We start from the raw sequence: 20,857 nt of genomic DNA on the forward strand, positions 1-20,857 counted from the left end.
TATCGACGACGAGGGAGTGCCTCAACCGGCACGTCTGCGACGCGACCGCCGCGCGGTTGCAGCCGTCGCGCCCGGCAATCCGTTTGAGGACCGCGTGCCTGAAGACGTTCGAGAACCACCGCCCCGAGGAACCGGACCCGCATGTTCGACCGCGCATTCAACATCTGGGACAAGCTGCGGACGAGTCTGTGGTTCGTCCCGCTGGTCATGACCGTCCTGGCCGTCGTGCTGCGCGAAGTCGCCGTGGCGATCGACGCCTCGCTCGACGACGGCTGGGCGCTGCAGAGGTGGTGGCTGAACAGCGGCAGCGGCGACGACGCGCGCAACCTGCTCTCGACGCTCGTCGCGGCGCTGATCACGATGGCCAGCGTGATGTTCTCGATCACCATGGTCGTGCTGTCGCTGGCATCCAACCAGTACGGCTCGCGCCTGGTGCGTACGTACATGTCGGACCTGCGCACGCAGCTGGCGCTCGGCACCTTCGCGATGACGATCGTCTACTGCCTGCTGATCCTGCGCACGGTCGAGCAGGACATACCGCCAAGCGAAGTGCCCCACGTCTCGGTCACGGCGAGCCTGGTCCTGGCGCTGGTCTGCATCGTGACCCTGCTGCTGTTCCTGCACGTCGTCGCCCGGTCGACGATCGCGGAACAGATCATCCAGCGCGTGACCGACGAGCTGGAGGACAGCATCGAGAGGATGCTCCCGGCCCTGGACGGCCGGTCCTGCGAACCGGCTCCCGAAGACGTGCTGCCGTGCGACATGGCGGAATGCGCCGCCACCGTGCGCTCGCGCGAGGAGGGCTACGTGCAGGCGATCGAGTACGAGGACCTCGCCGAGCTCGCGGCCCGGCACGACGTCGTGATCCGTCTCGACTTCCGTGCGGGAACGTTCATGTGCAAGGAGGGCTGGCTGGCGAAGGTCCATCCCGCGCACGCGCTGTGCCCGGCGATCGAGGAGGCGATCCGGGAGAACATCCTGATCGGCGCCCGCCGTACACCGACGCAGGACATCGAGTTCTCGATCCGGCACCTCGTGGACGTGGCCCTGCGCGCGCTCTCGCCGGGCATCAACGACCCCAACACCGCCATCGCCGTGATCGACCGCCTGCGGGGCGCGCTGGCGCGCCTCATGGGCAAGCGCCTGCCGTCGACCACATATCGCGACGAGGAGGGGACGGTCCGCGTGGTCGGCGACTACACCGGGTTCGGCGGGATCTTCGACGCCGCCTTCCACCAGATCCGGCAGGCCGGAGCCCCCTATCCGGCGGTCGTCATCCACCTGCTGCGGGCGATCGGGCGCCTCGCCGAGCACGTGCGCGTCGAGGAGCAGCGCGACGCCCTCCTGCGCCATGCCGGAATGATCGCCGCGGCGGGGCTTCGCGGCCTGGAGGAGCCCCGGGACCGCGCGGACATCGAAGAGGTCCGGGCCGCGGTCGAGGACAAGCTGCGGCGGACGCCGTGAGTGCGGCGATCACGGCCGCGCCCCTCCCCTCCGGCCGCTGCCGGGCCTCAGGATGCTAGCGCCGCCGCGTCGGTCACGACGACCGCGAACCGGTCGGCCAGCGCGGCCAGGGTGGCGCGGTGGACCGCGTCGGCCGGAACGACGCCGCCGAGCGGGTCCGGCAGGTCGCGCGTCGCGGTCGCGCCGGCGACGACGGTGCCGCGATAGCCGAGGTCGAGCGCTGCCCGGGCGGTGGCGGCGACGCACATGTGGGTCATGAAGCCGGCAAGGATCAGATCCTTGCGGCCGGTGGCGTCGATGCGGTCGGCAAGGTCGGTTCCGGCGAAGGCGTTCGGCAGCGTCTTGCGGATCACGGCTTCGTCGCCGGCCGGCGCGAGGTCCGGGACGATGGCGCAATGCGGCCCTTCCGGATCGAACAGCGCTCCGCCGGCCCGCCCGTGGTGGACGACGTGGAACACCGGAGTCCCCGTCTCCCGGGCGAGGCGCAGAAGCTTTGCCGCCTGGGCCACCGCCGCATCGACGCCGACCAGCCTCAGCGCGCCGCCGACGTATTCCATCTGGAAATCGACGAGGACGACGACGGCGTCGCCGAGCCGACCAGGAGTGGAGGGGACACCGGCATGCTGCAGAAGGGTCTTGGGACGGTCGGACATGGTCGCGCTCCTCTCGGGTTCCGGCCTCCGCTCGGGAAAGCCGCGACCCCGATGTAAGGGCAAATGCCCGCCGATGAAAATCGCACGTTATTTCCCGGCCGCGGTGAATTTCCGCACAGGGCGGGACGACCGTCAGCGGCAGCCCAGGAGCGAGGAACGGTCGGCCTCGAACGCCTCGATCAGGTGGTCGATGACCGCGCGGATGCGCGGCGTCCTGGACAGGTCGCGGCGCACCAGCATCCAGACCTCGCGCTCGGGCGGCTGGAGATCGAGCCGCACCGGAACAAGCCCGGGACGGCCGGCGGCAAGATAATGCGGCAGGATGGCGACGCCGAAGCCCGCCTGCGCGGCGGCGAGCTGGGAGAACTGGCTGTTGCTGCGGAACGCGATACGCCGCCCCTTCACGACGCCTCGAAGCCACGCCGCCTCCGGGTTGGGGTCGTCGTCGTAGCCGACGAACGCCGGCTCCTCGCCGGCGCGCAGGCGCTCCGCGGTCTGCGGGCTGGAATAGCAGCCGAATCCCAGGACGGCGACGCGGCGGGCGACCAGGTCGCCGTCGCCGGGCCGCCTCAACCGCAGCGCGATGTCCGCCTCCCGCCAGGCGAGGCTCATGTTGCGCGAGTCGGTCAGCAGTTCCAGGTCGAGAGCGGGATGCCGGCGGTGGAGCCCCTCCAGGCGCGGGACCAGCCACATGTCGGCCAGGGTGCGCGTGGCGGTCAACCGGACGAGCCCGCCGATGCCGGCATCGTCGCCACGCCGGCTCCGGATGGTTTCGGCGGCCTCGCGCATCGCCAGGGCCTCGCCGAGGACAGCCTCGCCTTCGGCGGTCAGCACGTAGCCATGGGCGCGGCGGTCGAACAGGCTGGCGCCGAGCATGGCCTCCAGGCGTTCGAGGCGCCGCGAAACGGTGGCATGGTGGACCTTCAGCGCCCTGGCCGCCGCGGAAAGCGTCCCCGAGCGCGCCAGTTCGGTGAAATAGCGCAAGTCCTCCCAGTCCAGGGGCATCGTGCGAACGCGGTCGGCCATCGCGGGAGACTACTCAATTCTCCCGCTGGCCTCCACGAGCCTTCGGGACCGACAGCACGGAGGTCTGCGTCGGATAGGGCGCGGCCGGGGTCAGGCCGCGGAAGTGCTGGACGGCGAGGCCGCTCTCGGCGATCGGGCGCCGGTAGCGCCACCGGCCGGAATTGTCGAACAGGATGATCCCGTCCGGCGCCAGATGGGCGATCGCCTCGCGCAGGCAGGCCGCGCGGGCACGGCCGTCGATCACGACGATGTCGAACGGGCCGCCCGCCGACCGGATCGCCTCGACATAGGGCGCGTAGTCGTAGCCGCGATGGCCGAGGCGCCCCGACCGGCAGGCCTCGGCGCCGGGCACGGCGGCGACCGGCTCGACCAGCGCGCCCCGGGCGTTGGCGAGGCCGGCGGTCAGGCCGTGGATGGTGTCCCACCAGCGCGCATCGTGCTCGACGAAGGCGACGCGGGCGCAGCGGCGGGCCAACCAGACCGTGCTGGCGCCGGGTCCGTACTCGAAGGCCACGGCCGCCCCGCCGCGCCGCGCCAGGAAGGCCTCGACATGCGAGGTCGCGGCGAAGGCCCACCACGGCAGGTCGAGTGCCACCAACCCGACCGGGTCGCGCATCGAGGCGAGGCTGCGCAGATAGAGCGCCCACCGCCGCGACGCGCCGCCGGGGCGATGGCCGGCCTCCGGCCCGACGTCCTCGTCGGAAAGAGAATTCATCCGCGTCCCCCCATGCCCGCGACCCGCATCGCCAGCGCATCCGCCAGCGCGGGGGCCATTCCCAGAACCCGCGCAGCCCAGGCCAGCCGGCGCGGGAACGCAATCACCGGCCGGTCGCGCTCCAGTTCCCGGCGGATCAGCCGCGCGGCGCGGTCCGCCTCCAGCCGCAAGGGCGTCGGGAACCCCTGCCCCTCGTTCATGGGCGTGCGCACGAAGCCCGGCAGGATCACGTTGATCGACACGCCCTCGGCCCGCAGCGGCGCCCGCAACCCTTCCGCCAGGGCCTTCACGGCGGCCTTGCTGGCGCAGTAGCCGTGAGCACCCGGCATGCCGCGCAGGGCGGCGAGCGAACTCATCAGCGCCACCTGCCCGCGCCGGCGCGCCCGCATGCCGGACAGGGCCGGCTCCAGCGTGTTCAAGGTGCCGACCAGGTTCACATCGATGATCGTGCGCACGAGGTCGAAGTCCCCGGGCCCCTCGGACACGCCCCGCGCGATCCCGGCATTCGCGATCACGAGGTCGAGCGGACGCCGCCCGTCGGCCGCCGCGATCCAGCCCGCCATGGCGGCGCGGTCGGTAACGTCCACCGGACGCGCGTCGACCTGCGCTCCCTTCGCCGCGCAATCGGCGGCGACGCCCTCCAGGCGCGCGGCGTCGCGTCCGCCCAGCGCGAGGAGCACGCCCGGCCCGGCATAGGCACGGGCCAGCGCGGCGCCGATGCCGCTGCTGGCGCCCGTTATCAGGATCGTGCGGGGAGTGTTCGGCGGAAGGGACATTACCGTGCAACGAGTTATCGATCCGGTCGTTTCAAACAGGGAAAACGGCGCAAGGGCGTTGCGGAGACGGTGTTCTCCTCTGAATAACCCGTTGAATCGGCCCAAGGATTTCCGAGTGGCGCAGATCGGTACCACGAACCCTCACCCCTACTCGGCAACTACCGCTTCCGATCGGGAGGACCGCACCGGGAACGGCGCGGAAGGAACGCGCCCCGCGGAGCCCCGGCCGTGAAGGAGGCGAGCTTGGACAGCCTGGATCGAACCGACCTGTCGCCGGCACCGCTTCCGACGGCATCCGCGATCGTGCTGCGGCGGGGTCGGTTCGACGTGCTGACCGAGGCCCTCGACTATGCCGCGCGCGGACGCACCGGCTGCACCTTCCACGACACGAGGGGACGGGTCGAGGCCGTGCTGAGCTTCGCCCGGCTGCGGGACGACGCCCATCGGCAGGCGCGCCGCCTCGGCGGGCTGGGCCTCGCGCCCGGCGACCGGGTCGGGCTGGTGGCGGAGACCTCGCCGGGCTTCCTGAGCGCGTTCCTCGGCTGCGTCGTCGCCGGGCTGGTCCCGGTGCCGCTGCCGGTCCCCGCCGCCTGCCCCTCGCGCGACGCCCATCTGCGCCTGGTCGCGCGCCAGCTCGGCCATTGCGGCGCGGCGCTGCTGCTGGGCCCGGGCGAACGGCTGTTCGCGGACGGCGACGTGCCCGTCCCGGGCATGCTCGAGCTGGGCTGGAGCGACCTCGACGCGGCGCCCGAAGCCGATCGCGAGCCGGCCCGCCCGGCCCCCGGGGACTGCTGCTACATCCAGTATTCCTCCGGCAGCACCAGCTTCCCGCGCGGGGTCGCGGTGACCCATGGCGCGCTGATGAGCAACTGCCGGGCGATCACGGCGGCGCTCGACCTCCGCCCCGACGACCGGGTAGCGACCTGGCTGCCGCTCTACCACGACATGGGGCTGGTCGGCACCGTCCTGGCGGCGTTGGCGGGGCAGCGCTCGATCGACCTGATGGCGCCCGAGACCTTCGCGCGGCGTCCCATGCTGTGGCTGCAGCTGATGTCGCGCAACCGGGCGACGATCTCCTACGCGCCGTGCTTCGGCTACGACCTCGCCCGCAGCCGGTCCGGCCCGCAGCCGCCGCCCGATCTCGACCTGCGGTCCTGGCGGGTCGCCGGCGTGGGCGGCGAGATGGTGTCGGCCGAGGTCATGGAGGCCTTCGCGGCATGTTTCGCGCCGGCCGGCTTCCGCCGCTCGGCGGTCGTCGCCAGCTACGGGCTGGCGGAATCGACGCTGGGGGTCGCCTTCGCCCCGCTGGACCGCGGGCTGCGCACCGACGCCGTCGAGCGCGACGCCCTGTGGAGCCGCGGAGCCGCCGAGCCCGCGGCCGGGGACGGCGCCCGCCTCCTGGCGCGGTGCGGCCGACCGCTGGATGGCCAGGAAGTGCGGATCGCGGACCCCGCCGGAGCCCCGGCGCCGCCGCGCCGCGTCGGCCGCATCCTGGTCCGCGGGCCCAGCGTGATGCGCGGATATTTCGGCGATCCCGACGCGACGGCGGCGGTGCTCGACGCCGACGGCTGGCTCGACACCGGCGACCTCGGCTACCTGTGCGAGGACGAGCTGGTCGTGGTCGGCCGCTCGAAGGACACGATCGTCGTCAACGGCCGCAACGTCTGCCCGCAGGACCTGGAGGCGGTCGTCGCCGAGGCGGTCCCCGGCCTGCGCAGGCAGGGCTGCGCAGCCTTCGGGGCGATCGCCCCGGACGGCCGCGAACGGGTCGTGGTGCTGATCCAGTGCCGTTCCGGCGACCCCGCGTCGAGGCGGGGGCTCGCCGAGGAGGCCCGCAGGGCGCTGAGGCGGGCGACCGGCCTCGACTGCCGCGTCGTCCCGGTGCCGCCGCGCAGCCTGCCCAGGACGACGTCGGGCAAGCTCAGCCGCAGTACGGCCCGCGCGCTGTACCTGTCCGGCCGCTTCGAGCCCTTCGACGACCTCGAGCCGGCGGCTCTCCAACCGAGGCAGCTCCCATGACCGCGAACACGCCCGACGACACGCTGGACGGGATCCGGACGCTGCTCCGCCCGTTCAACCGCCAGGGGATCGAGCTGACGTCCTCGACGTCGATGCGCGAGGACCTGGCCCTGGACTCGCTGGCGGTCATGGAACTGGCCGCCGCGATCGAGGACCGCTTCGACATCGTCCTGCCGCTCAACCTGCTCGCGGAGATCCATACCGTCGGCGACCTGGCCACCCGCGTCGCCACGATCCGGGAGGAGGAGCATGCTTGACCTGTCCGGCCGGCTGGCCGCCCTGGTCGAGGGCCGGCGCCATCTCGTGGCCGAGGGCGCCAACCCGTTCGGGGTCTGCCTGGACCGCGTGATCTCGCCGACCGAGGCGATCGTCGACGGCCGTCCGATCCTGCTGGCCGGCACCAACAACTATCTCGGCCTCAGCTTCGCGCGGGAATGCGTGGAGGCCGCGCGCGAGGCCGCCGCGACGTCCGGCACCGGCACCACGGGCTCGCGCGTCGCCAACGGGACCCACGCCCTGCACAGACGCCTGGAACGCCGCCTGGCCGAGCTGTTCGACGTCGCGGGCGCGATCGTGTTCAGCACCGGCTATCTCGCCAATCTCGGCGTCTTCTCCGCCCTGCTCGGCCCCGGCGACACGGTGCTGATCGATGCCGACGCCCATGCCTGCATCTATGACGGCTGCCGGCTCAGCGGCGCCACCATGGTGCGCTTCCGCCACAATGACTGCGCCGACCTGGACCGGCGGCTGACCCGGCTGTCCCGCTCCTCGCCGCCCGGCCTCGTCGTCATCGCGGTGGAGGGCATCTACAGCATGCTCGGCGACTGCGCGCCGCTGCCCGGGATCGTCGAGGTCAAGCGCCGGCACGGGGCGGTGCTGGTGGTGGACGAGGCCCATTCCTTCGGCGTGCTGGGCGCGAAGGGTCGGGGCCTGGCGGACGCGACGGGCTGCGGCGACGAAGCCGATTTCATCGTCGGCACCTTCAGCAAGAGCGTCGGCACCACCGGCGGCTTCTGCGTGTCGAGCCGACCGGGCCTCGACCTGCTGCGCTATTCGAGCCGGCCCTACGTCTTCTCCGCCTCGCCGGCGCCGCCGATCGCGGCCGCGGCCCTCGCGGCGCTCGACCTGATCGACGAGGGCGAGGACCTGCGCCGCCGCCTCTGGGACAACGCGGCCCGGCTCCATGCCGGGCTGGCCGCCCTTGGCCTCGACCTCGCGGCCCCGCCGGGCCCCATTGTCGCGGTCCGGATGCCCGACGAGGAGACGCTGGCCGCCTGCTGGCGCGGCCTGCTGGAGCGCGGGGTCTACGTCAACCTGGCGCTTCCTCCGGGCACGCCCCACGGCACCTATCTGCTGCGCTGTAGCGTCAGCGCCGCGCACACGCCGGACCAGATCGACCGGATCTGCCGCAGCTTCGCGGAGGTGGCGCGTGGCTGACGCCGCGATGCGGATAGCCATCGTCTCCGACGCCTGCGACCCGCCGACCAACGGGGTGACGCGGACCTTCACGCAGGTGAGCGAGCGGCTGCGCCGCCGGGGCCATGACGTGATCCTGATCACCCCGCCCGGCTTCGCCACCATCGAGTGCCCGACCGATCCCGGCATCCGGCTCGCGGTGGCGCCCTACCGGCAACTCGCCCGCCGGCTCGACGAATTCCGCCCCGACGCGATCCACGTCGCGACCGAGGGGCCGCTGGGCTTCGCGGCGCGCCGCTACTGCCTGCGCCGGGAGTTGCCCTTCACCACGTCCTTCACCACCCGCTTCCCGGAGGCGATCCATGCCCGGATGCGGATACCGGCCGCCTGGACGTATCCGCTGCTGCGCCGCTTCCACCGGCCCGCGGCGGCGCTGATGGTCGGTACGGCCTCGCTAAGGGCCGAGCTGGCGGAGCGCGGCTTCACGAACCTGGCCGCCTGGACCCGCGGGGTCGACACCGAGCTGTTCCGGCCGCGCGCCGACGCGGCGCTGCCCTACCCGCGCCCGATCTGGCTGCATGTCGGCCGCATCGCACCGGAAAAGAGCGTGGAGGACTTCCTGCGCCTGCCGCTGGAAGGCACGAAGCTGGTGGTGGGCGACGGCTCGCTGCTTGCCGACCTGCGCCGGCGCCATCCGGAGGCGGTGTTCACGGGCACGCTGCGCGGCGAGGACCTCGCCCGGCATTACGCCGGGAGCGACGCGTTCGTGTTCCCGAGCCGGACCGACACCTTCGGCCTGGTCCTGCTGGAAGCGCTGGCCTCCGGCCTGCCGGTCGCCGCATACCCGGTCACCGGCCCGCTCGACATCATCGGGCGGGAGGGACCCGGGGTGCTCGACGAGGATCTGGGCAGGGCGGCCCGGGGGGCGCTCGCGATCCCGCGCGAGCGCTGCCGGCAACACGCGCTCGCCTACGACTGGGAGACCTGCGTCACCCGCTTCGTCGAGCTGCTGCATCCCGTGGGCGCGGCGCGGGCCGGCCTGCGCGGGACGGCCCCGGCATCGCCCGCCTGTGGGGACCGGGCATGACCCCGGCCGCGCTGCGGGTGGTCCCCGTGGAGGGGCGGCGGCTGCTTTCCGGCTTCGTGGAGCTGCCGCGCCGGCTGTTGCGCGACGATCCCTGCTACGTCCCGCCGCTGGACCTGATGGTCCGCCGCACCCTCGCCCCGCGGACCAACCCCTATTTCCGCGACGCCGAGGCGCGGCTGTGGCTGGCGCTGCGCGGTAACAGACCGGTGGGGCGGATCAGCGCCCAGGTCGACGCCCTGGCGCTCGCCCGGCACCGCGACGCGACGGGGCATTTCGGCTTCCTCGACGCCGAGGACGACGCGGAGGTCTTCGCGGCCCTGCTGGCGACGGCGGAAGCCTGGCTGGCGCGAAGGGGCATGGCGCGCGTGCGCGGCCCGTTCAGCCCGTCGATCAACGACGAGTGCGGGCTGCTCGTCGACGGCTTCGACAGCCCGCCCATGCTGATGATGGGCCATGCCCGGCCCCATTACGGCCGGCACCTGGCCGCCGCCGGCTATGCCGGCGCCAAGGACCTGCTGGCCTACGAGGCCCGGATCGGGGACGCGCTGCCCGAGCGCGGGCGCCGCCTGCTGGAACGCGCGTCGCGCGCGCAGGGCCTGGTCGTCCGTCCGCTGCGGCTCGACCGCTACGCCGAGGAGATCCGGACCGTGGTCGACGTCTTCAACGACGCCTGGGCCGGCAACTGGGGCTTCGTGCCGCTGGCGGGCGACCGGCTGGACCATCTCGCGCGCAGCCTCCGCCCCCTGATCGCCGAGGACCTGGTGGCGATCGCCGAGATCGACGGCGAGCCCGCGGCGATGATGATCGCGCTGCCCAACCTGAACGAGGCGATCGGGGATCTCGGCGGCACGCTGCTGCCGCTGGGCTGGGCGAAGCTGCTGTGGCGCCTGCGGGCGGGGCGCATCCTCTCCGCCCGGGTGCCGCTGATGGGCCTGCGCCGGCGGCACCACGCGAGCGCGGTGGGTGCGGCGGCGATGTTCGGGATGTTCGAGGCCGTGCGCGCGGCCTGCCGGCGGCGCGGCATGGAGCGCGCCGAGCTGTCCTGGGTGCTGGAGGACAACCGTCCGCTGCGCCACGTGCTGGAGGCGATGGGCGCCCGGCCGTACAAGACCTACCGCCTGTACGAGAAGACCCTGGTCCAGGAGGCTGTTGCCGGGATGCGCCCGCAGGACGTTGCGGCAGCGGCGCGAGCACCCGCCGCAACCCGCTCAGACAATGGCATCGAGGTCGACGCGCAGGGCATCGGCGATCCGCTTCATCACGTCGACCGAACCGGAGCGGGCACCTGATTCTATTTGGGAGACGTAGACTTGATTGATCCCGGCCGCTTCGGCGAGTTGCTTCTGAGTGAGCCCGCGGTACTCGCGGAACACCCTCATGGCAGCTTCGCCGGAAATCAGACGTCCGGCGACATCGTCCGGGAACGTCTCCGGTGACGTGGCCTCATAGACATCGTACGCCCGGCCGGCAGCTGCCTCATCGGCCGCATCGAGCAACCGCTCGTACTCGTCATACGGCAGCACCGCGAAGGCTGGCTTGCCGTCGGCATCACGGATGATTTGCGCCGTGTCAGCCATAGACACCTCCTCTCGGCCCGACTTCGATCACGATCAGGACCAGCTCGCCATCATCGACTTTGTAGACGATTCGCCAATCACCGACCCGAAGCCGGCAGGCATCGCGTCCCTTCAGCTTCTTGACGTTCCGAGCCTCGGCCGGGTTCGCTGCGACTTCCTGCACTTTGAAGCGGATCAGTTCGGCCGTGTTGCGCGGCAACCGGCGGAGCGTCTTCAAGGCCGCAGCAGTATAACGGATCGCATGCACGGCACCAGATATACGGGAGAATGGCGCCAGTTGGCAAGCCCCGTGGCTATATCACAGCATAGCATACTGCTATATGGCCAGAGAGATCCCCATCGAGCCTCATTCCTCACCCTGCCCGCCCGTCGCCCTGGCACCGGCACCCCATCCCGCCAAGCTGCGCAGGGCCGCGGGCAGGCGGCCGTCGATCGCGGCGAGGCCGAGGGCGATCAGGGCCATGCCGACGAAATGGCGGGGTTCGAGGCGTTCGCCCAGCACCAGCGTGCCGAGCAGGATCGCGCTGACCGGGATCAGGAAGGTGACGAGCAGCAGGTTGGTCGCCCCGGCCGTGGCGAGGACGCGGAAGAAGATCACGTAGGCCAGCGCCGTGCAGGCGAGCGCCAGCCCGACCAGCGCGCCCCAGGCGGCCGGGCTCGGCATCGCGAGCGTCCAGGGCCGGTCGACCAGCAGCACGAGCGGCAGCATCAGCACGCTCGAGCAGGTCACCTGCCCCGCCGCGATGACCAGCGGCGGGACGCCCATCGCCTTGAAGCGGCGCCCGTAGATCCCGGCCAGCGCGTAGACGGCGCTCGCCCCGAGGCAGGCCGCCTGCGCCAGCACGTCCGTGCCGAGCCCGTCCAGCGCCTGCGGGCCGATCATCGCGACGACGCCGCCGATCCCGACCGCGACCCCGACGAGGCGCGCCGGGGTCATCCGCTCGTCCCGCGTCAGTACATGGGCGAAGACGACCGCGAACAGCGGCGTCGTCGCGTTCAGGATGGAGGCGAGACCACTCGCGATCTGCGTCTGACCCCAGAAGATCAGGCTGAAGGGGATCACGTTGTTGATCGCGCCCATGACGAGGAACGCGCCCCAGACCCGCAGGTCCCGCGGCATCCGCCCGCCGAGCGCATGGACGACCGCGACCAGCGCCACCGCGGCGAGGGAGACCCGCCCGAGCACGACCGTCAACGGCGGCAACTCGCCGACGGCGACCTTGCCGAAGAAGAACGCCCCGCCCCACAGCACGGACAGGGCCAGCAGCAGGAACCATTCGGACGCCCCCATCCTTCTCGCCACCGGCCCTGCCATGCCTGCGCTCCCCCCGCGTCGCGATGCGATCCCGACGCGGTGTCTAGCACCGCCGCAGGGGGGCGGCACTCCGTTTCTTGCGGCGACGCGATCGTCGGGACAATCGGCGGTCGCGCGGCCCTCCTGCACTTGCAGGCGGCGCCTGGGGACACCATCTTCAATTCACGAGGCAGGCAGCCGGCGACGGCGCCGCCACAACACGACGGACTGGACGATTGCAAAAGGCCCGGGGCCCTGGTAAACGAGCAACCCTTCCCCGGCACGGGTGCCGGAGGGGTGGCCGAGTGGTTAAAGGCAGCAGACTGTAAATCTGCCCGCGACAGCGTACGCTGGTTCGAATCCAGCCCCCTCCACCAGTGCGATCCCGCGGACGAGACGGCGGCGCGCCGTTACCTCGCGGTTCCGATCGCTTCTTCCAACAGAGATTCCGGTGGCGACCGTCTTCCCCGCCACCCGGCGTCCGAGCGCTGCATCGCGCAGCCGGACGCCTCGGAGGACCCCCGCGCGAGCGGTGTTCCCAGGGACGGCGTCGAGAAGTACGAGAAAGAGACGACACGCTCAATGGCATTCAATCCCAACCGGCGGCCGCGCAACCGCGGCGGCCGCCGCCCCGTCGCGAGCGCACCCGAGACGCGCCGCATCCCTTCGGGCCCGGTTCCGGGCGCGGACGAGATCCTGTTCCTGCCGCTCGGCGGCTGCGCGCGCATCGGCATGAACATGGCGCTGTACGGCCATGCCGGCAAATGGCTGATCGTGGACGCCGGCGTGGCGTTCCCGGGCGAGGAGGCGCCGGGCATCAACTCGCTGATGCCCGACCCGCACTTCATCGAGGAACGCCTGGACGACGTCGTCGGCATCGTCGTGACCCATGCCCATGAGGACCATGTCGGCGCGATCCACCACCTGTGGCCGCGCCTCAACTGCCCGATCCACGCCAGCCCCTTCGCGGCGCACATCCTGCGCCAGCGCTTCGTCGAGGCGGGGACGGCCCGCGAGGTGCGCATCCGCACCTTCGAGATCGGCAGCCGCTTCGAGGTCGGTCCTTTCGACGTCGAGACGATCGCGGTCACCCACTCGATCCCGGAACCGGTGGCGCTGGCGATCCGCACGCCCGCCGGGACGGTCCTGCACACCGGCGACTGGAAGTTCGACGCGGCTCCCCTGGTCGGCGAGCCGACCGACGTCGAGGCGCTGCGGCGGCTCGGGGACGAGGGCGTGCTCGCCATGACCTGCGACAGCACCAACGCGGACGTCGAGGGCAGCACGAAGTCCGAGCAGACCGCGCTGGCCGGGCTGATCGAGACCTTCGCCGGCCGCAAGGGCGCCATCGCCGTCACCGGCTTCGCGAGCAACGTCGCCCGCATGAAGGCGGTCGCGGCGGCCGCGGCGGCGAACGACCGCCAGGTCGTGCTCGCCGGCCGGTCGCTGATCCGCATGGAGCAGGCGGCGCGCGCGACCGGGCATCTGGACGGCGTGCCGGAGTTCCTCAGCCTCGACGAGGCGACCCGCACTCCGCGGCGCAATCTCGTGCTGATGTGCACCGGCAGCCAGGGCGAGGAGCGCGCGGCGCTGAGCCGGATCGCGCATGGCGACCACCGCAGCCTGAAACTGGTCACGGGCGACACGGCGATCTTCTCGGCCCGGGCCATCCCCGGCAACGAGGAGTCGATCGAGCGCATCCAGACCCTGCTCGCACGGCGCGGGGTCGAGATCGTGACCCCGAACGATGCGCCGATCCATGTCTCGGGCCATCCCGCGCGCGACGACCTGAGACGGATGTACGGCCTGGTGCGGCCGCGCTTCGCGATCCCGGTCCACGGCACGATCACGCATCTCGAGGCGCATGCGCGCCTCGCGCGGACCTGCGGGGTCGAGCGGGCGCTGGTGCCCGAGGACGGCGACGTGATCCGGATCGCCGCGAGCGGCACCGCCGTGGTCGGCGCGGTCGAGACGCGGCTCCTGGCCGACGACGGCCGGCACCTGATGCCCTGGAACCCCGAGCCGGAATCCGCCGAGGTCCGCCAAGCCGCCTGAGCGCCTGGGCGCCATGGCGCAGACGCCCGCCGTCGACGTGCCGCCGCGATGGGCCGATGCCCTGGCGGCGGTCCTCGACCGCGGCGCCCGGACGGTCCTGCTGCTGGGGGCGACGGATACCGGCAAGACCAGTTTCTGCCGCTTCGCGGCCTCCGCCCTCGCCGACGCCGGCAGGACGGTGGCCGCGGTCGACGCCGATCCCGGCCAGAAGTGGATCGGGCCTCCGGCGACGGTCGGCCTCGGCTATCCGATGCCGGGTCGCCCGGACCCGCCGGCGGTGGCCCTGGGTTTCGTCGGCAGCCCCGACCCGGCCGGCCATTTCCTCCCGCTGGTGGCGGGGACCATGCGCCTCGTCGAGGATGCCGCGGCCGACCTGGTCCTGGTCAACACCGCCGGCCTCGTGACCGGCCCCGGCCGGCTGCTGACCGACCATCTCGTCGAGGCGGTGCGCCCCGAGCTGATCGTGGCGATCGAGCGCGCGGGCGAGCTGGCCCCCCTGCTCGACGCCAACCGGCACGTCCCGGCGCTGATCCTGGCGCCGTCGCCGGCCGCCCGGCGAAAAAGCGCCGCTCGTCGCCGCGCCCTGCGCCGCGCGGGATTCGCCGCGGCGTTCGAGGGAGCCACCACCCTCGCCTTCGACCCCCGCGCGCTCGCCCTGCAGCGCGCCGCCTCCGCTCCCGAGCCGGAACCGGGCGCCTCCCTGCTGTGCGCCGCCTGCGACGCGGGCGGCCGGATGCTTGGCCTGGCGCTGCTCGACCGGAACGGTCCCCCCGCGCTGCGCACGGCCGTTCCGGCCCCGGCGGTGGCCGTCCTGCAGCTCGGCACGCTCCATCTCGACGCGGAGTTCGGCGAGATCCGTCCCCGATCCTTCCGCCGCAAGGACCGGAGTTCCGCCCGCGGCGTGGGGACGTAGCGCTACAGCACGGCCAGCGCGCTCTCCAGGTCGCGGCGCAGGTCGCCCGTGTCCTCGATGCCGACGGAGATGCGGATGAAGCCGTCGAGGATGCCGAGCTCGCGGCGCTTCTCCGGCGGCAGCGAGGCGTGGGTCATGATCGCGGGATGCTCGATCAGGCTCTCGACGCCGCCCAGGCTCTCGGCCAGGGCGAACAGCTCGCACCGCTCCAGCATGCGCTTCGTGCCGTCCAGCCCGGCGTTCAGCTCGACCGAGACGATGCCGCCGAAGCCGTGCATCTGCCGCTTCGCCAGCGCGTGCTGGGAATGGCTCTCCAGGCCGGGATAGTAGACGCGGCGCACGCCGGGATGGCGCTCCAGCCAGCGCGCGATCTCCAGCGCGCTCGTGCAGTGCCGCTCCATGCGCAGCGCCAGCGTCTTCAGCCCGCGCAGCGCCAGGAAGCTGTCGAACGGCCCCGAGATCGCGCCGACGGCGTTATGCAGGAAGGCGAGCCGCTCGCCCAGTTCCTCGTCGCGTACGACGACGGCCCCGCCGACCATGTCGGAATGCCCGTTCAGGTACTTGGTCGTGGAGTGGGTGACGATGTCGAACCCGACTTCCAGCGGGCGCTGGACCCAGGGGCTGGCGAAGGTGTTGTCGGCGGCGGCGAGGATGCCGCGCCGGCGCGCGAAGGTCGCGATCGCCTCCAGGTCGGCGAGCTTCAGCATCGGGTTGGTCGGGGTCTCGACCCAGATCAGCCGCGTATCGGGACGCACCGCGCGCTCCAGGGCCGAGGGGTCGGACAGGTCGGCATAGGTGACGTCGAGCCCGGAGGTACGCCGGCGCACGCGCTCGAACAGGCGGTAGGAGCCACCATAGAGGTCGTCGGCGGCGACGATGTGCGAGCCCGCGTCCAGCAGTTCGAGCACGGTCGCGATCGCCGCCAGGCCGGAGGCGAAGGCGAAGCCCCGCACGCCGCCTTCCAGGTCAGCGATGCAGCGCTCGAACGCCATGCGCGTCGGGTTCTGCGAGCGGGAATACTCGTACCCCTTGTGGACGCCCGGGCTCTCCTGGACGTAGGTCGAGGTCGCGTAGATCGGCACCATGACCGCGCCGGTGGTCGGGTCGGGGTGCTGGCCGCCGTGGATCGTACGGGTGGCGAAGGTGAGCCGGTTCGGGGTGTCGGCGCTCATGACTGCCTCAGACGCAGGTGGTTGATCAGGTCGACCCGGGTCACGAGGCCCAGGAAACGGTCGCCTTCCGTGACGATGGCGACGCGGTCGGCGGCGAAGACGGGGTGGAGCGCCTCGATCGGCGCACCGGCGTCGAGGGTCTGGAGCTGGCGGACCATCGCGTCGGACACGGGGCGCGCGAAGGGATCGCCGTCGCCGTCCGCGAGCAGGCGGCGCAGCAGGTCGCTCTCGTCGATCAGCCCGGCGATCCTTCCGTCCTCGACGACCGGGAGCTGAGAAACGTCGGCGGCGCGCATGCGGCTGTAGGCGGTGCGCAGGGTGTCGTCCGGACCGACCGTGATCGTGCCGCCCTGGTCGTAGCGCCGGGTCACGAGGTCGCTCACCGTGCCGCGCTCGGGCCGGCGGACGAAGCCCTGTTCCAGCAGCCAGAAGTCGTTGAAGACCTTGGTGAGATACTTGTTGCCGCTGTCGCAGATCAGGGTCGCGACGTTGCGCGGGACGGTCTGCTCCCGGCAGTAGCGCAGCGCCGCCGCGACCAGCGTGCCTGACGAGGAGCCGGCGAGGATGCCCTCCTTCGTCAGCAGGTCACGCGCGGTCTCGAAGCTCTCCTGGTCGGTGATGGTGTAGGCCCGCGACACGAGGCTGAGGTCGCAGTTCGCCGGCACGAAGTCCTCGCCGATGCCCTCGACCGCCCAGGACCCGGCCTCGACCTTCCTGCCGGACTCCACCAGCGGGGCGAGCACCGATCCGGCGGGGTCCGCCAGCACGATCTCGGTCTTCGGCGACACCTTCCTGAGGAAGCGGCCGATCCCGGTCAGCGTGCCGCCCGAGCCGACGCCGCACACGAAGGTGTCGATCCGCCCGCCCATCTGCTGCCAGATCTCCGGTCCGGTCGTGGTCTCGTGCGCGAGCGGATTGGCGGGGTTCTCGAACTGGTTGACGTAGAAGGCGTCGGGGATCTCCGCCGCGAGGCGGTGCGCGATGTCCTGGTAGTATTCGGGATGCCCCTTGCCGACGTCGGAACGCGTGATGCGCACGTCGGCGCCCAGCGCCTTCAGGTGCAAGATCTTCTCGCGCGCCATCTTGTCGGGCACGACGAGGACGAGGCGGTAGCCCTTGCGCGCGGCGACCAGCGCCAGGCCTAACCCCGTGTTGCCGGCCGTGGCCTCGATGATCGTGGCGCCCGGCGCCAGCCGTCCTTCCCGCTCGGCCGTCTCGATCATCGACAGGGCGATCCTGTCCTTGATGGAGCCGCCGGGGTTCTGGCTCTCGAGCTTCACCCAGAGCCGGCACCGCCCGGTGTCGATTCCCGTGATCTCGACCATGGGCGTGCCGCCGATCATCGACAGCACGCCCGGCCGCGCGGCCGCCGGGGGCTCGTGCGACTTCTTCGGGGTCATGGGGTGTCCTCCCTTCCGCCGGGTCGGCCTCCGTGCGGCCGACCTCTCGACTATCCATCGTTCCGTTATGCCACGACCGCACGACTTCGTCACACTGCGCGCATTTTCACGTCTCGCGCTTTTCGCGCCGGCAATTCCGATCGGACGGGGTATTGCCATTCGCGCCGGACATTGCCGGCATGCCGGGCCCCGGACTGCACAAGGCCCCGCGCCTCCCCATGTTCCGGGAGTCGCGAAGCGGCGACTCGCCACGAGACGGACATTCCCGATGACCCAGCCCCCGACGCCCCAATCGACGACGGTCCACGCGACGACGGCCCAGTCGACGACCGGCCCGATGCCTTCCCTGTTCGTCTCCCACGGCTCCCCCATGATGGCGGTCGAGAACGGGCCGGCGCGGCGCTTCCTGACCGGCTGGGCCGAGGGGCTCGCCCGCCCCTCGGCCATCCTGGTCGCGACCGCGCACTGGGAAGCGGACCGCCCGAGCCTGTCGGCAGCGGACGGCCCGAGGACCGTCCACGACTTCGGCGGCTTCCCCCGCGCGCTGTACGAACTGCGCTACCCCGCCCCCGGAGCGCCGGCGCTCGCGCGCGAGGCCGCCGGGCTGCTGGCGGCACGCGGGATCGAAGCGCGCCTCGACCCCGCGCGCGGCTTCGATCACGGCGTCTGGGTGCCGCTGATGCTGATGTACCCGCAGGCCGACATCCCGGTCGTGTCGCTCTCGGTCCAGCCGGGACTCGGACCCCGGCACCACCTGGAGATGGGCGAGGCGCTGCGGCCGCTGCGCGAGCGCGGGGTCCTCGTCGTCGGCTCCGGCTCGCTGACCCACAACCTGGCGGAGTTCTTCCACGGGCCCCGCGACGGCGGCGTCCCGGACTGGGTGTCGGATTTCGCGGGCTGGATCGCGGAGCGCATCGGCGAGGGCGACGCCGAGGCGCTGGCCGACTACCGGACGCTGGCGCCGACCGCCGCGCGCAATCACCCGACGGAGGAGCACCTGCTGCCCCTGTTCGTGGCGCTGGGCGCGGCCACGCCCGGCCGGCCCGGCCGCCGCATCCATTCCGGTGTCGAGAACCGGGTGCTGGCGATGGACGCCTACGCGTTCGACTGAACGAAGCCCCGCCTCACGAATTGCTGTGAGGCGGAATTCGCCTCGCGCCTCATAGGCGCTCCGCGCGCAGGTCCGGACCGCGGCGCGACGGGCCGAGCGTCGGCGCGACGCGGTCGCGGCCGATCCCGTCCCAATGCTCAGGCCCGCGCCCGGGGCGCTGCGCCTTCGGGCGGCCGGCGCGCCACCAGACCAGCCCGGCCAGCAGCGCCAGGACCGCCATCCCGGCATAGAGCGCCGAATGGACCCAGCGCGGCACCGCGAGGCTGCCGAGGCTCCATCCCTCCTCCGCCGCCACCGAGGCCGGGGAGGCGCCGCCGGCGAGGCGGCCGTCGTCGGTGGTGACGGCGGCGCGCGGCGCGGCGCCGACCGACTCGACGAAGCTCTCCTCCGCCTCGCCGGCGGCCTGGACCGCGATGGTCGGGGCGGCCTGCACCTTCGGAGGGCCGGACGGGGCCGCAGCGCCCTGGCCGGACGACGTCCCACCGGAGCCGGCCGGCTTCGGCGCCGCGAGGTTGCCCATGGTCGGCGTGGACGCCGATTCGCGGATCGCCAGCAGCTTCGCCGTGGTGGCGGCATCAAGCCGGCCGCTGGCGGGAAGCCCGTTCTTCTTCTGGAATGCGCCCAGCGCGGCACGGGTGCGGTCGTTCATCTCACCGCGCGCCGGGCCGGGATCGAAGCCCTCCGCCTTCAGCACGGTCTGCGCCCACTGGATGTCGGCCTTGGACGGATCGGCGGCCTCGGCGCCCGGCCCGGCGAGCGCCAGCATCCCGCCAACCGCAACCGCCGCGGCCGTCCGGCGCAGCGGGACCGCGACCCGCCACCGACCTGGAACCATGTCTTCCTCTCCCTGGAGAAACCGGGCGGTCGGACCCGCCCCCTTCCGGACCGTGATAGCAGATCGCGGATCAGCGCGCATCGGGGGCGCGCGGGTCGAGCGAGCCGACCGCGGGGCTGGTCGCCGGCAGGTTGACAAAGCGCGGCCGCCGCCGCGGCACGCCGCGCCGGGCGGCGAGGCGCCAGCCCGTGTACAGGGCGAGGGCGCCGTAGACGACGCCGGCGAAGGCGAACAGGCCGGCCGGGCCCATGCGGTCCATCACCGCGGCGGCCAGCAGCGGACCGGCGGTGGAGCCGATCGCCCAGACCATCAGCAGCCCGCTCGCGAGCCCCACGAGCTGGTCGGCGCGCGCGAGGTCGTTCGCGTGCGCAATGCTGAGCGCGTAGATCGACAATGCGAACCCGCCCCAGGCCGCGAACAGCGCGAACAGCGACCACAGCGGCAGCATCGGCCCGGCCAGCAGCGCCGCCGACGTGCCGAGCGCGCCGAGCGCCGTGACCAGGATCACGACCCGGCGGTCGATGCGGTCCGACAGGTGGCCGAGCGGCCATTGCAGCAGCAGCGTGCCGAGCTGCATCGCCGAGACGACGGCGGCGGTCAGGCCGCGCGGCAGGTCGATCAGGGTGGCGTAGACCGGGGCGAGGCCGATCACCGCGCTGTTGACGAGCCCGGCGACGAGGCAGCCGGCGACGGCGGCGGGTGCCACCGCGTAGAGTTCGCGCAGGCCGAGCGTGCGCATGTCGGCGACGTCCGGCCCCGGGCTGCGGGTGGTGGCGAGCGGGATCAGGCACAGGGAATAGATGGCGCTGCCGGCCATCAGCAGGGCGATCGGCGTCAGCGGCAGGGCGAGCGCCATCTGGCCCGCGATCAGGGCGAACTTGTTGGCGAGCATGTAGGCGCTGATCAGCGAGCCGCGGGTCTCGCGCGCCGAGCACGCGTTCAGCCAACTCTCCAGAGAGGTGAAGAGCGCGGCCGAGGCGAAGCCGGTCGAGAGCCGGAGCACCGTCCACAGCACGGCGTCGGTCTCGATCGCGAAGGCGAGCGTGGTGACGGCGGTGACGGAGGCGAAGGTGGCGAAGACCCGGATGTGGCCGACGCGCCGAATCAGGGCCGGCGCCGCGATGCAGCCGGCCAGGAAGCCGACGGCATGGCCCGCGACCATCGCGCCGATGGCACCGGACGAGAAGCCGTCCGCCGCCATGCGGATGGGCAGGAAGGTCTGGACCAGGCCGTTGCCGACATGGAGGATGGCCGCGCTGAGGATCAGCGCGCCGAGCGAGAGGGGACCGTTCACGACCTGACCGGGGGCTTCGAAGGGACGAGGCGGCCCCCATCATGCCACGA

20 protein-coding genes and 1 tRNA gene are annotated in these 20,857 nt (G+C 72.4%); 10 read left to right on the top strand and 11 right to left on the bottom strand.

Annotated elements, in window-relative coordinates; translation table 11 throughout:
* The first annotated feature begins 141 nt into the window (after positions 1–141).
* Positions 142–1,464 (top strand): DUF2254 domain-containing protein, encoded by a 1,323-nt coding sequence (locus VGO20_RS07385; protein ID WP_327501668.1) that lies wholly within the window; start codon positions 142–144, stop codon positions 1,462–1,464.
* Positions 1,465–1,511: 47 nt separating this feature from the next.
* Here VGO20_RS07385 and VGO20_RS07390 read toward each other — a convergent pair whose 3' ends face one another.
* The 4 genes from VGO20_RS07390 to VGO20_RS07405 all read right to left on the bottom strand — a co-directional run bounded on the left by VGO20_RS07390 (position 1,512) and on the right by VGO20_RS07405 (position 4,634).
* Entirely contained in the window at positions 1,512–2,117 is a 606-nt protein-coding gene (locus VGO20_RS07390) for a cysteine hydrolase family protein (protein ID WP_327501669.1), read from the bottom strand.
* A gap of 132 nt (positions 2,118–2,249) precedes the next feature.
* Positions 2,250–3,143: a LysR family transcriptional regulator gene (locus tag VGO20_RS07395; protein ID WP_327501670.1), complete on the bottom strand. Its 894-nt coding sequence runs from the start codon at positions 3,141–3,143 to the stop codon at positions 2,250–2,252.
* Between the two features lie 13 nt (positions 3,144–3,156).
* On the bottom strand, positions 3,157–3,858 hold the full coding sequence (locus VGO20_RS07400) for an O-methyltransferase (RefSeq protein ID WP_327501671.1): 702 nt from the start codon (positions 3,856–3,858) through the stop codon (positions 3,157–3,159).
* Positions 3,855–4,634 carry an SDR family NAD(P)-dependent oxidoreductase gene (locus VGO20_RS07405; protein WP_327501672.1) on the bottom strand — a complete coding sequence of 260 codons (780 nt, stop codon included), beginning with the start codon at positions 4,632–4,634 and terminating at the stop codon, positions 3,855–3,857. Before VGO20_RS07405 ends, VGO20_RS07400 begins: the two co-directional genes overlap by 4 nt.
* A 243-nt stretch (positions 4,635–4,877) precedes the next feature.
* On the opposite strand from VGO20_RS07405, the gene VGO20_RS07410 reads away from it, so the two are divergent.
* From VGO20_RS07410 to VGO20_RS07430, 5 genes are read left to right on the top strand one after another with little or no spacing between them, the layout of a single operon-like run.
* Entirely contained in the window at positions 4,878–6,653 is a 1,776-nt protein-coding gene (locus VGO20_RS07410) for a fatty acyl-AMP ligase (RefSeq protein ID WP_327501673.1), read from the top strand.
* A complete protein-coding gene (locus VGO20_RS07415) occupies positions 6,650–6,910 on the top strand; it encodes an acyl carrier protein (protein WP_327501674.1) in 261 nt (86 codons plus the stop codon). The genes VGO20_RS07410 and VGO20_RS07415 overlap by 4 nt, the downstream gene beginning before the upstream one ends.
* Complete coding sequence (spt, locus tag VGO20_RS07420) at positions 6,903–8,090, top strand: serine palmitoyltransferase (protein ID WP_327501675.1); 1,188 nt, start codon at positions 6,903–6,905, stop codon at positions 8,088–8,090. Before VGO20_RS07415 ends, spt begins: the two co-directional genes overlap by 8 nt.
* Entirely contained in the window at positions 8,083–9,156 is a 1,074-nt protein-coding gene (locus VGO20_RS07425) for a glycosyltransferase family 4 protein (RefSeq protein ID WP_327501676.1), read from the top strand. Before spt ends, VGO20_RS07425 begins: the two co-directional genes overlap by 8 nt.
* Entirely contained in the window at positions 9,153–10,445 is a 1,293-nt protein-coding gene (locus VGO20_RS07430) for a dATP pyrophosphohydrolase (protein ID WP_327501677.1), read from the top strand. The genes VGO20_RS07425 and VGO20_RS07430 overlap by 4 nt, the downstream gene beginning before the upstream one ends.
* Here the strand turns inward: VGO20_RS07430 and VGO20_RS07435 are convergent.
* The 3 genes from VGO20_RS07435 to VGO20_RS07445 form a co-directional block, all read right to left on the bottom strand.
* A complete protein-coding gene (locus VGO20_RS07435; protein ID WP_327501678.1) occupies positions 10,365–10,733 on the bottom strand; it encodes a helix-turn-helix domain-containing protein in 369 nt (122 codons plus the stop codon). The genes VGO20_RS07430 and VGO20_RS07435 overlap by 81 nt on opposite strands.
* Entirely contained in the window at positions 10,726–10,980 is a 255-nt protein-coding gene (locus VGO20_RS07440; RefSeq protein ID WP_327501679.1) for a type II toxin-antitoxin system RelE family toxin, read from the bottom strand. The genes VGO20_RS07435 and VGO20_RS07440 overlap by 8 nt, the downstream gene beginning before the upstream one ends.
* 99 nt (positions 10,981–11,079) lie before the next feature.
* The gene (locus VGO20_RS07445) at positions 11,080–12,024 is read right to left on the bottom strand and encodes a DMT family transporter (protein ID WP_327501680.1); all 945 of its coding nucleotides are present in this window, start codon (positions 12,022–12,024) and stop codon (positions 11,080–11,082) included.
* A gap of 294 nt (positions 12,025–12,318) precedes the next feature.
* Between VGO20_RS07445 and VGO20_RS07450 the strand changes: the two genes are divergently transcribed.
* The 3 genes from VGO20_RS07450 (at position 12,319) to VGO20_RS07460 (ending at position 14,995) form a co-directional block, all read left to right on the top strand.
* A tRNA-Tyr gene (locus VGO20_RS07450) sits at positions 12,319–12,404 on the top strand.
* Between the two features lie 205 nt (positions 12,405–12,609).
* Positions 12,610–14,082, top strand: a complete 1,473-nt coding sequence (locus VGO20_RS07455; RefSeq protein ID WP_327501681.1) for a ribonuclease J — start codon at positions 12,610–12,612, stop codon at positions 14,080–14,082.
* A gap of 13 nt (positions 14,083–14,095) precedes the next feature.
* Positions 14,096–14,995: a Clp1/GlmU family protein gene (locus tag VGO20_RS07460; protein ID WP_327501682.1), complete on the top strand. Its 900-nt coding sequence runs from the start codon at positions 14,096–14,098 to the stop codon at positions 14,993–14,995.
* Positions 14,996–14,997: 2 nt separating this feature from the next.
* Here VGO20_RS07460 and VGO20_RS07465 read toward each other — a convergent pair whose 3' ends face one another.
* Together VGO20_RS07465 and VGO20_RS07470 are read right to left on the bottom strand one after the other, a co-directional pair.
* The gene (locus tag VGO20_RS07465; protein ID WP_327501683.1) at positions 14,998–16,167 is read right to left on the bottom strand and encodes a trans-sulfuration enzyme family protein; all 1,170 of its coding nucleotides are present in this window, start codon (positions 16,165–16,167) and stop codon (positions 14,998–15,000) included.
* Entirely contained in the window at positions 16,164–17,567 is a 1,404-nt protein-coding gene (locus VGO20_RS07470; RefSeq protein ID WP_327501684.1) for a cystathionine beta-synthase, read from the bottom strand. The genes VGO20_RS07465 and VGO20_RS07470 overlap by 4 nt, the downstream gene beginning before the upstream one ends.
* A gap of 268 nt (positions 17,568–17,835) precedes the next feature.
* Between VGO20_RS07470 and VGO20_RS07475 the strand changes: the two genes are divergently transcribed.
* Complete coding sequence (locus tag VGO20_RS07475; protein ID WP_327501685.1) at positions 17,836–18,678, top strand: dioxygenase family protein; 843 nt, start codon at positions 17,836–17,838, stop codon at positions 18,676–18,678.
* A 49-nt stretch (positions 18,679–18,727) separates the two neighbouring features.
* Here the strand turns inward: VGO20_RS07475 and VGO20_RS07480 are convergent, their stop codons facing one another.
* Together VGO20_RS07480 and VGO20_RS07485 are read right to left on the bottom strand one after the other, a co-directional pair.
* On the bottom strand, positions 18,728–19,513 hold the full coding sequence (locus tag VGO20_RS07480; RefSeq protein WP_327501686.1) for a peptidoglycan-binding domain-containing protein: 786 nt from the start codon (positions 19,511–19,513) through the stop codon (positions 18,728–18,730).
* A gap of 70 nt (positions 19,514–19,583) precedes the next feature.
* Complete coding sequence (locus tag VGO20_RS07485; RefSeq protein WP_327501687.1) at positions 19,584–20,807, bottom strand: MFS transporter; 1,224 nt, start codon at positions 20,805–20,807, stop codon at positions 19,584–19,586.
* Positions 20,808–20,857 lie beyond the last annotated feature (50 nt).

Source organism: Arenibaculum sp. (genome assembly GCF_035998295.1).
Taxonomy (GTDB): Bacteria; Pseudomonadota; Alphaproteobacteria; order Azospirillales; family Azospirillaceae; genus DASYHS01.

Excerpts from the sequence above, each read along its gene's own strand:
- VGO20_RS07475 (WP_327501685.1), top strand. The coding sequence starts at position 17,836 with ATGACCCAGCCCCCGACGCCCCAATCGACGACGGTCCACGCGACGACG.
- VGO20_RS07400 (WP_327501671.1), bottom strand. The coding sequence starts at position 3,858 with ATGAATTCTCTTTCCGACGAGGACGTCGGGCCGGAGGCCGGCCATCGC.
- VGO20_RS07480 (WP_327501686.1), bottom strand. The coding sequence starts at position 19,513 with ATGGTTCCAGGTCGGTGGCGGGTCGCGGTCCCGCTGCGCCGGACGGCC.
- VGO20_RS07430 (WP_327501677.1), top strand. The coding sequence starts at position 9,153 with ATGACCCCGGCCGCGCTGCGGGTGGTCCCCGTGGAGGGGCGGCGGCTG.
- VGO20_RS07395 (WP_327501670.1), bottom strand. The coding sequence starts at position 3,143 with ATGGCCGACCGCGTTCGCACGATGCCCCTGGACTGGGAGGACTTGCGC.
- VGO20_RS07470 (WP_327501684.1), bottom strand. The coding sequence starts at position 17,567 with ATGACCCCGAAGAAGTCGCACGAGCCCCCGGCGGCCGCGCGGCCGGGC.
- VGO20_RS07405 (WP_327501672.1), bottom strand. The coding sequence starts at position 4,634 with ATGTCCCTTCCGCCGAACACTCCCCGCACGATCCTGATAACGGGCGCC.
- VGO20_RS07435 (WP_327501678.1), bottom strand. The coding sequence starts at position 10,733 with ATGGCTGACACGGCGCAAATCATCCGTGATGCCGACGGCAAGCCAGCC.
- VGO20_RS07385 (WP_327501668.1), top strand. The coding sequence starts at position 142 with ATGTTCGACCGCGCATTCAACATCTGGGACAAGCTGCGGACGAGTCTG.
- spt (WP_327501675.1), top strand. The coding sequence starts at position 6,903 with ATGCTTGACCTGTCCGGCCGGCTGGCCGCCCTGGTCGAGGGCCGGCGC.
- VGO20_RS07415 (WP_327501674.1), top strand. The coding sequence starts at position 6,650 with ATGACCGCGAACACGCCCGACGACACGCTGGACGGGATCCGGACGCTG.
- VGO20_RS07455 (WP_327501681.1), top strand. The coding sequence starts at position 12,610 with ATGGCATTCAATCCCAACCGGCGGCCGCGCAACCGCGGCGGCCGCCGC.
- VGO20_RS07390 (WP_327501669.1), bottom strand. The coding sequence starts at position 2,117 with ATGTCCGACCGTCCCAAGACCCTTCTGCAGCATGCCGGTGTCCCCTCC.
- VGO20_RS07445 (WP_327501680.1), bottom strand. The coding sequence starts at position 12,024 with ATGGGGGCGTCCGAATGGTTCCTGCTGCTGGCCCTGTCCGTGCTGTGG.
- VGO20_RS07465 (WP_327501683.1), bottom strand. The coding sequence starts at position 16,167 with ATGAGCGCCGACACCCCGAACCGGCTCACCTTCGCCACCCGTACGATC.
- VGO20_RS07460 (WP_327501682.1), top strand. The coding sequence starts at position 14,096 with ATGGCGCAGACGCCCGCCGTCGACGTGCCGCCGCGATGGGCCGATGCC.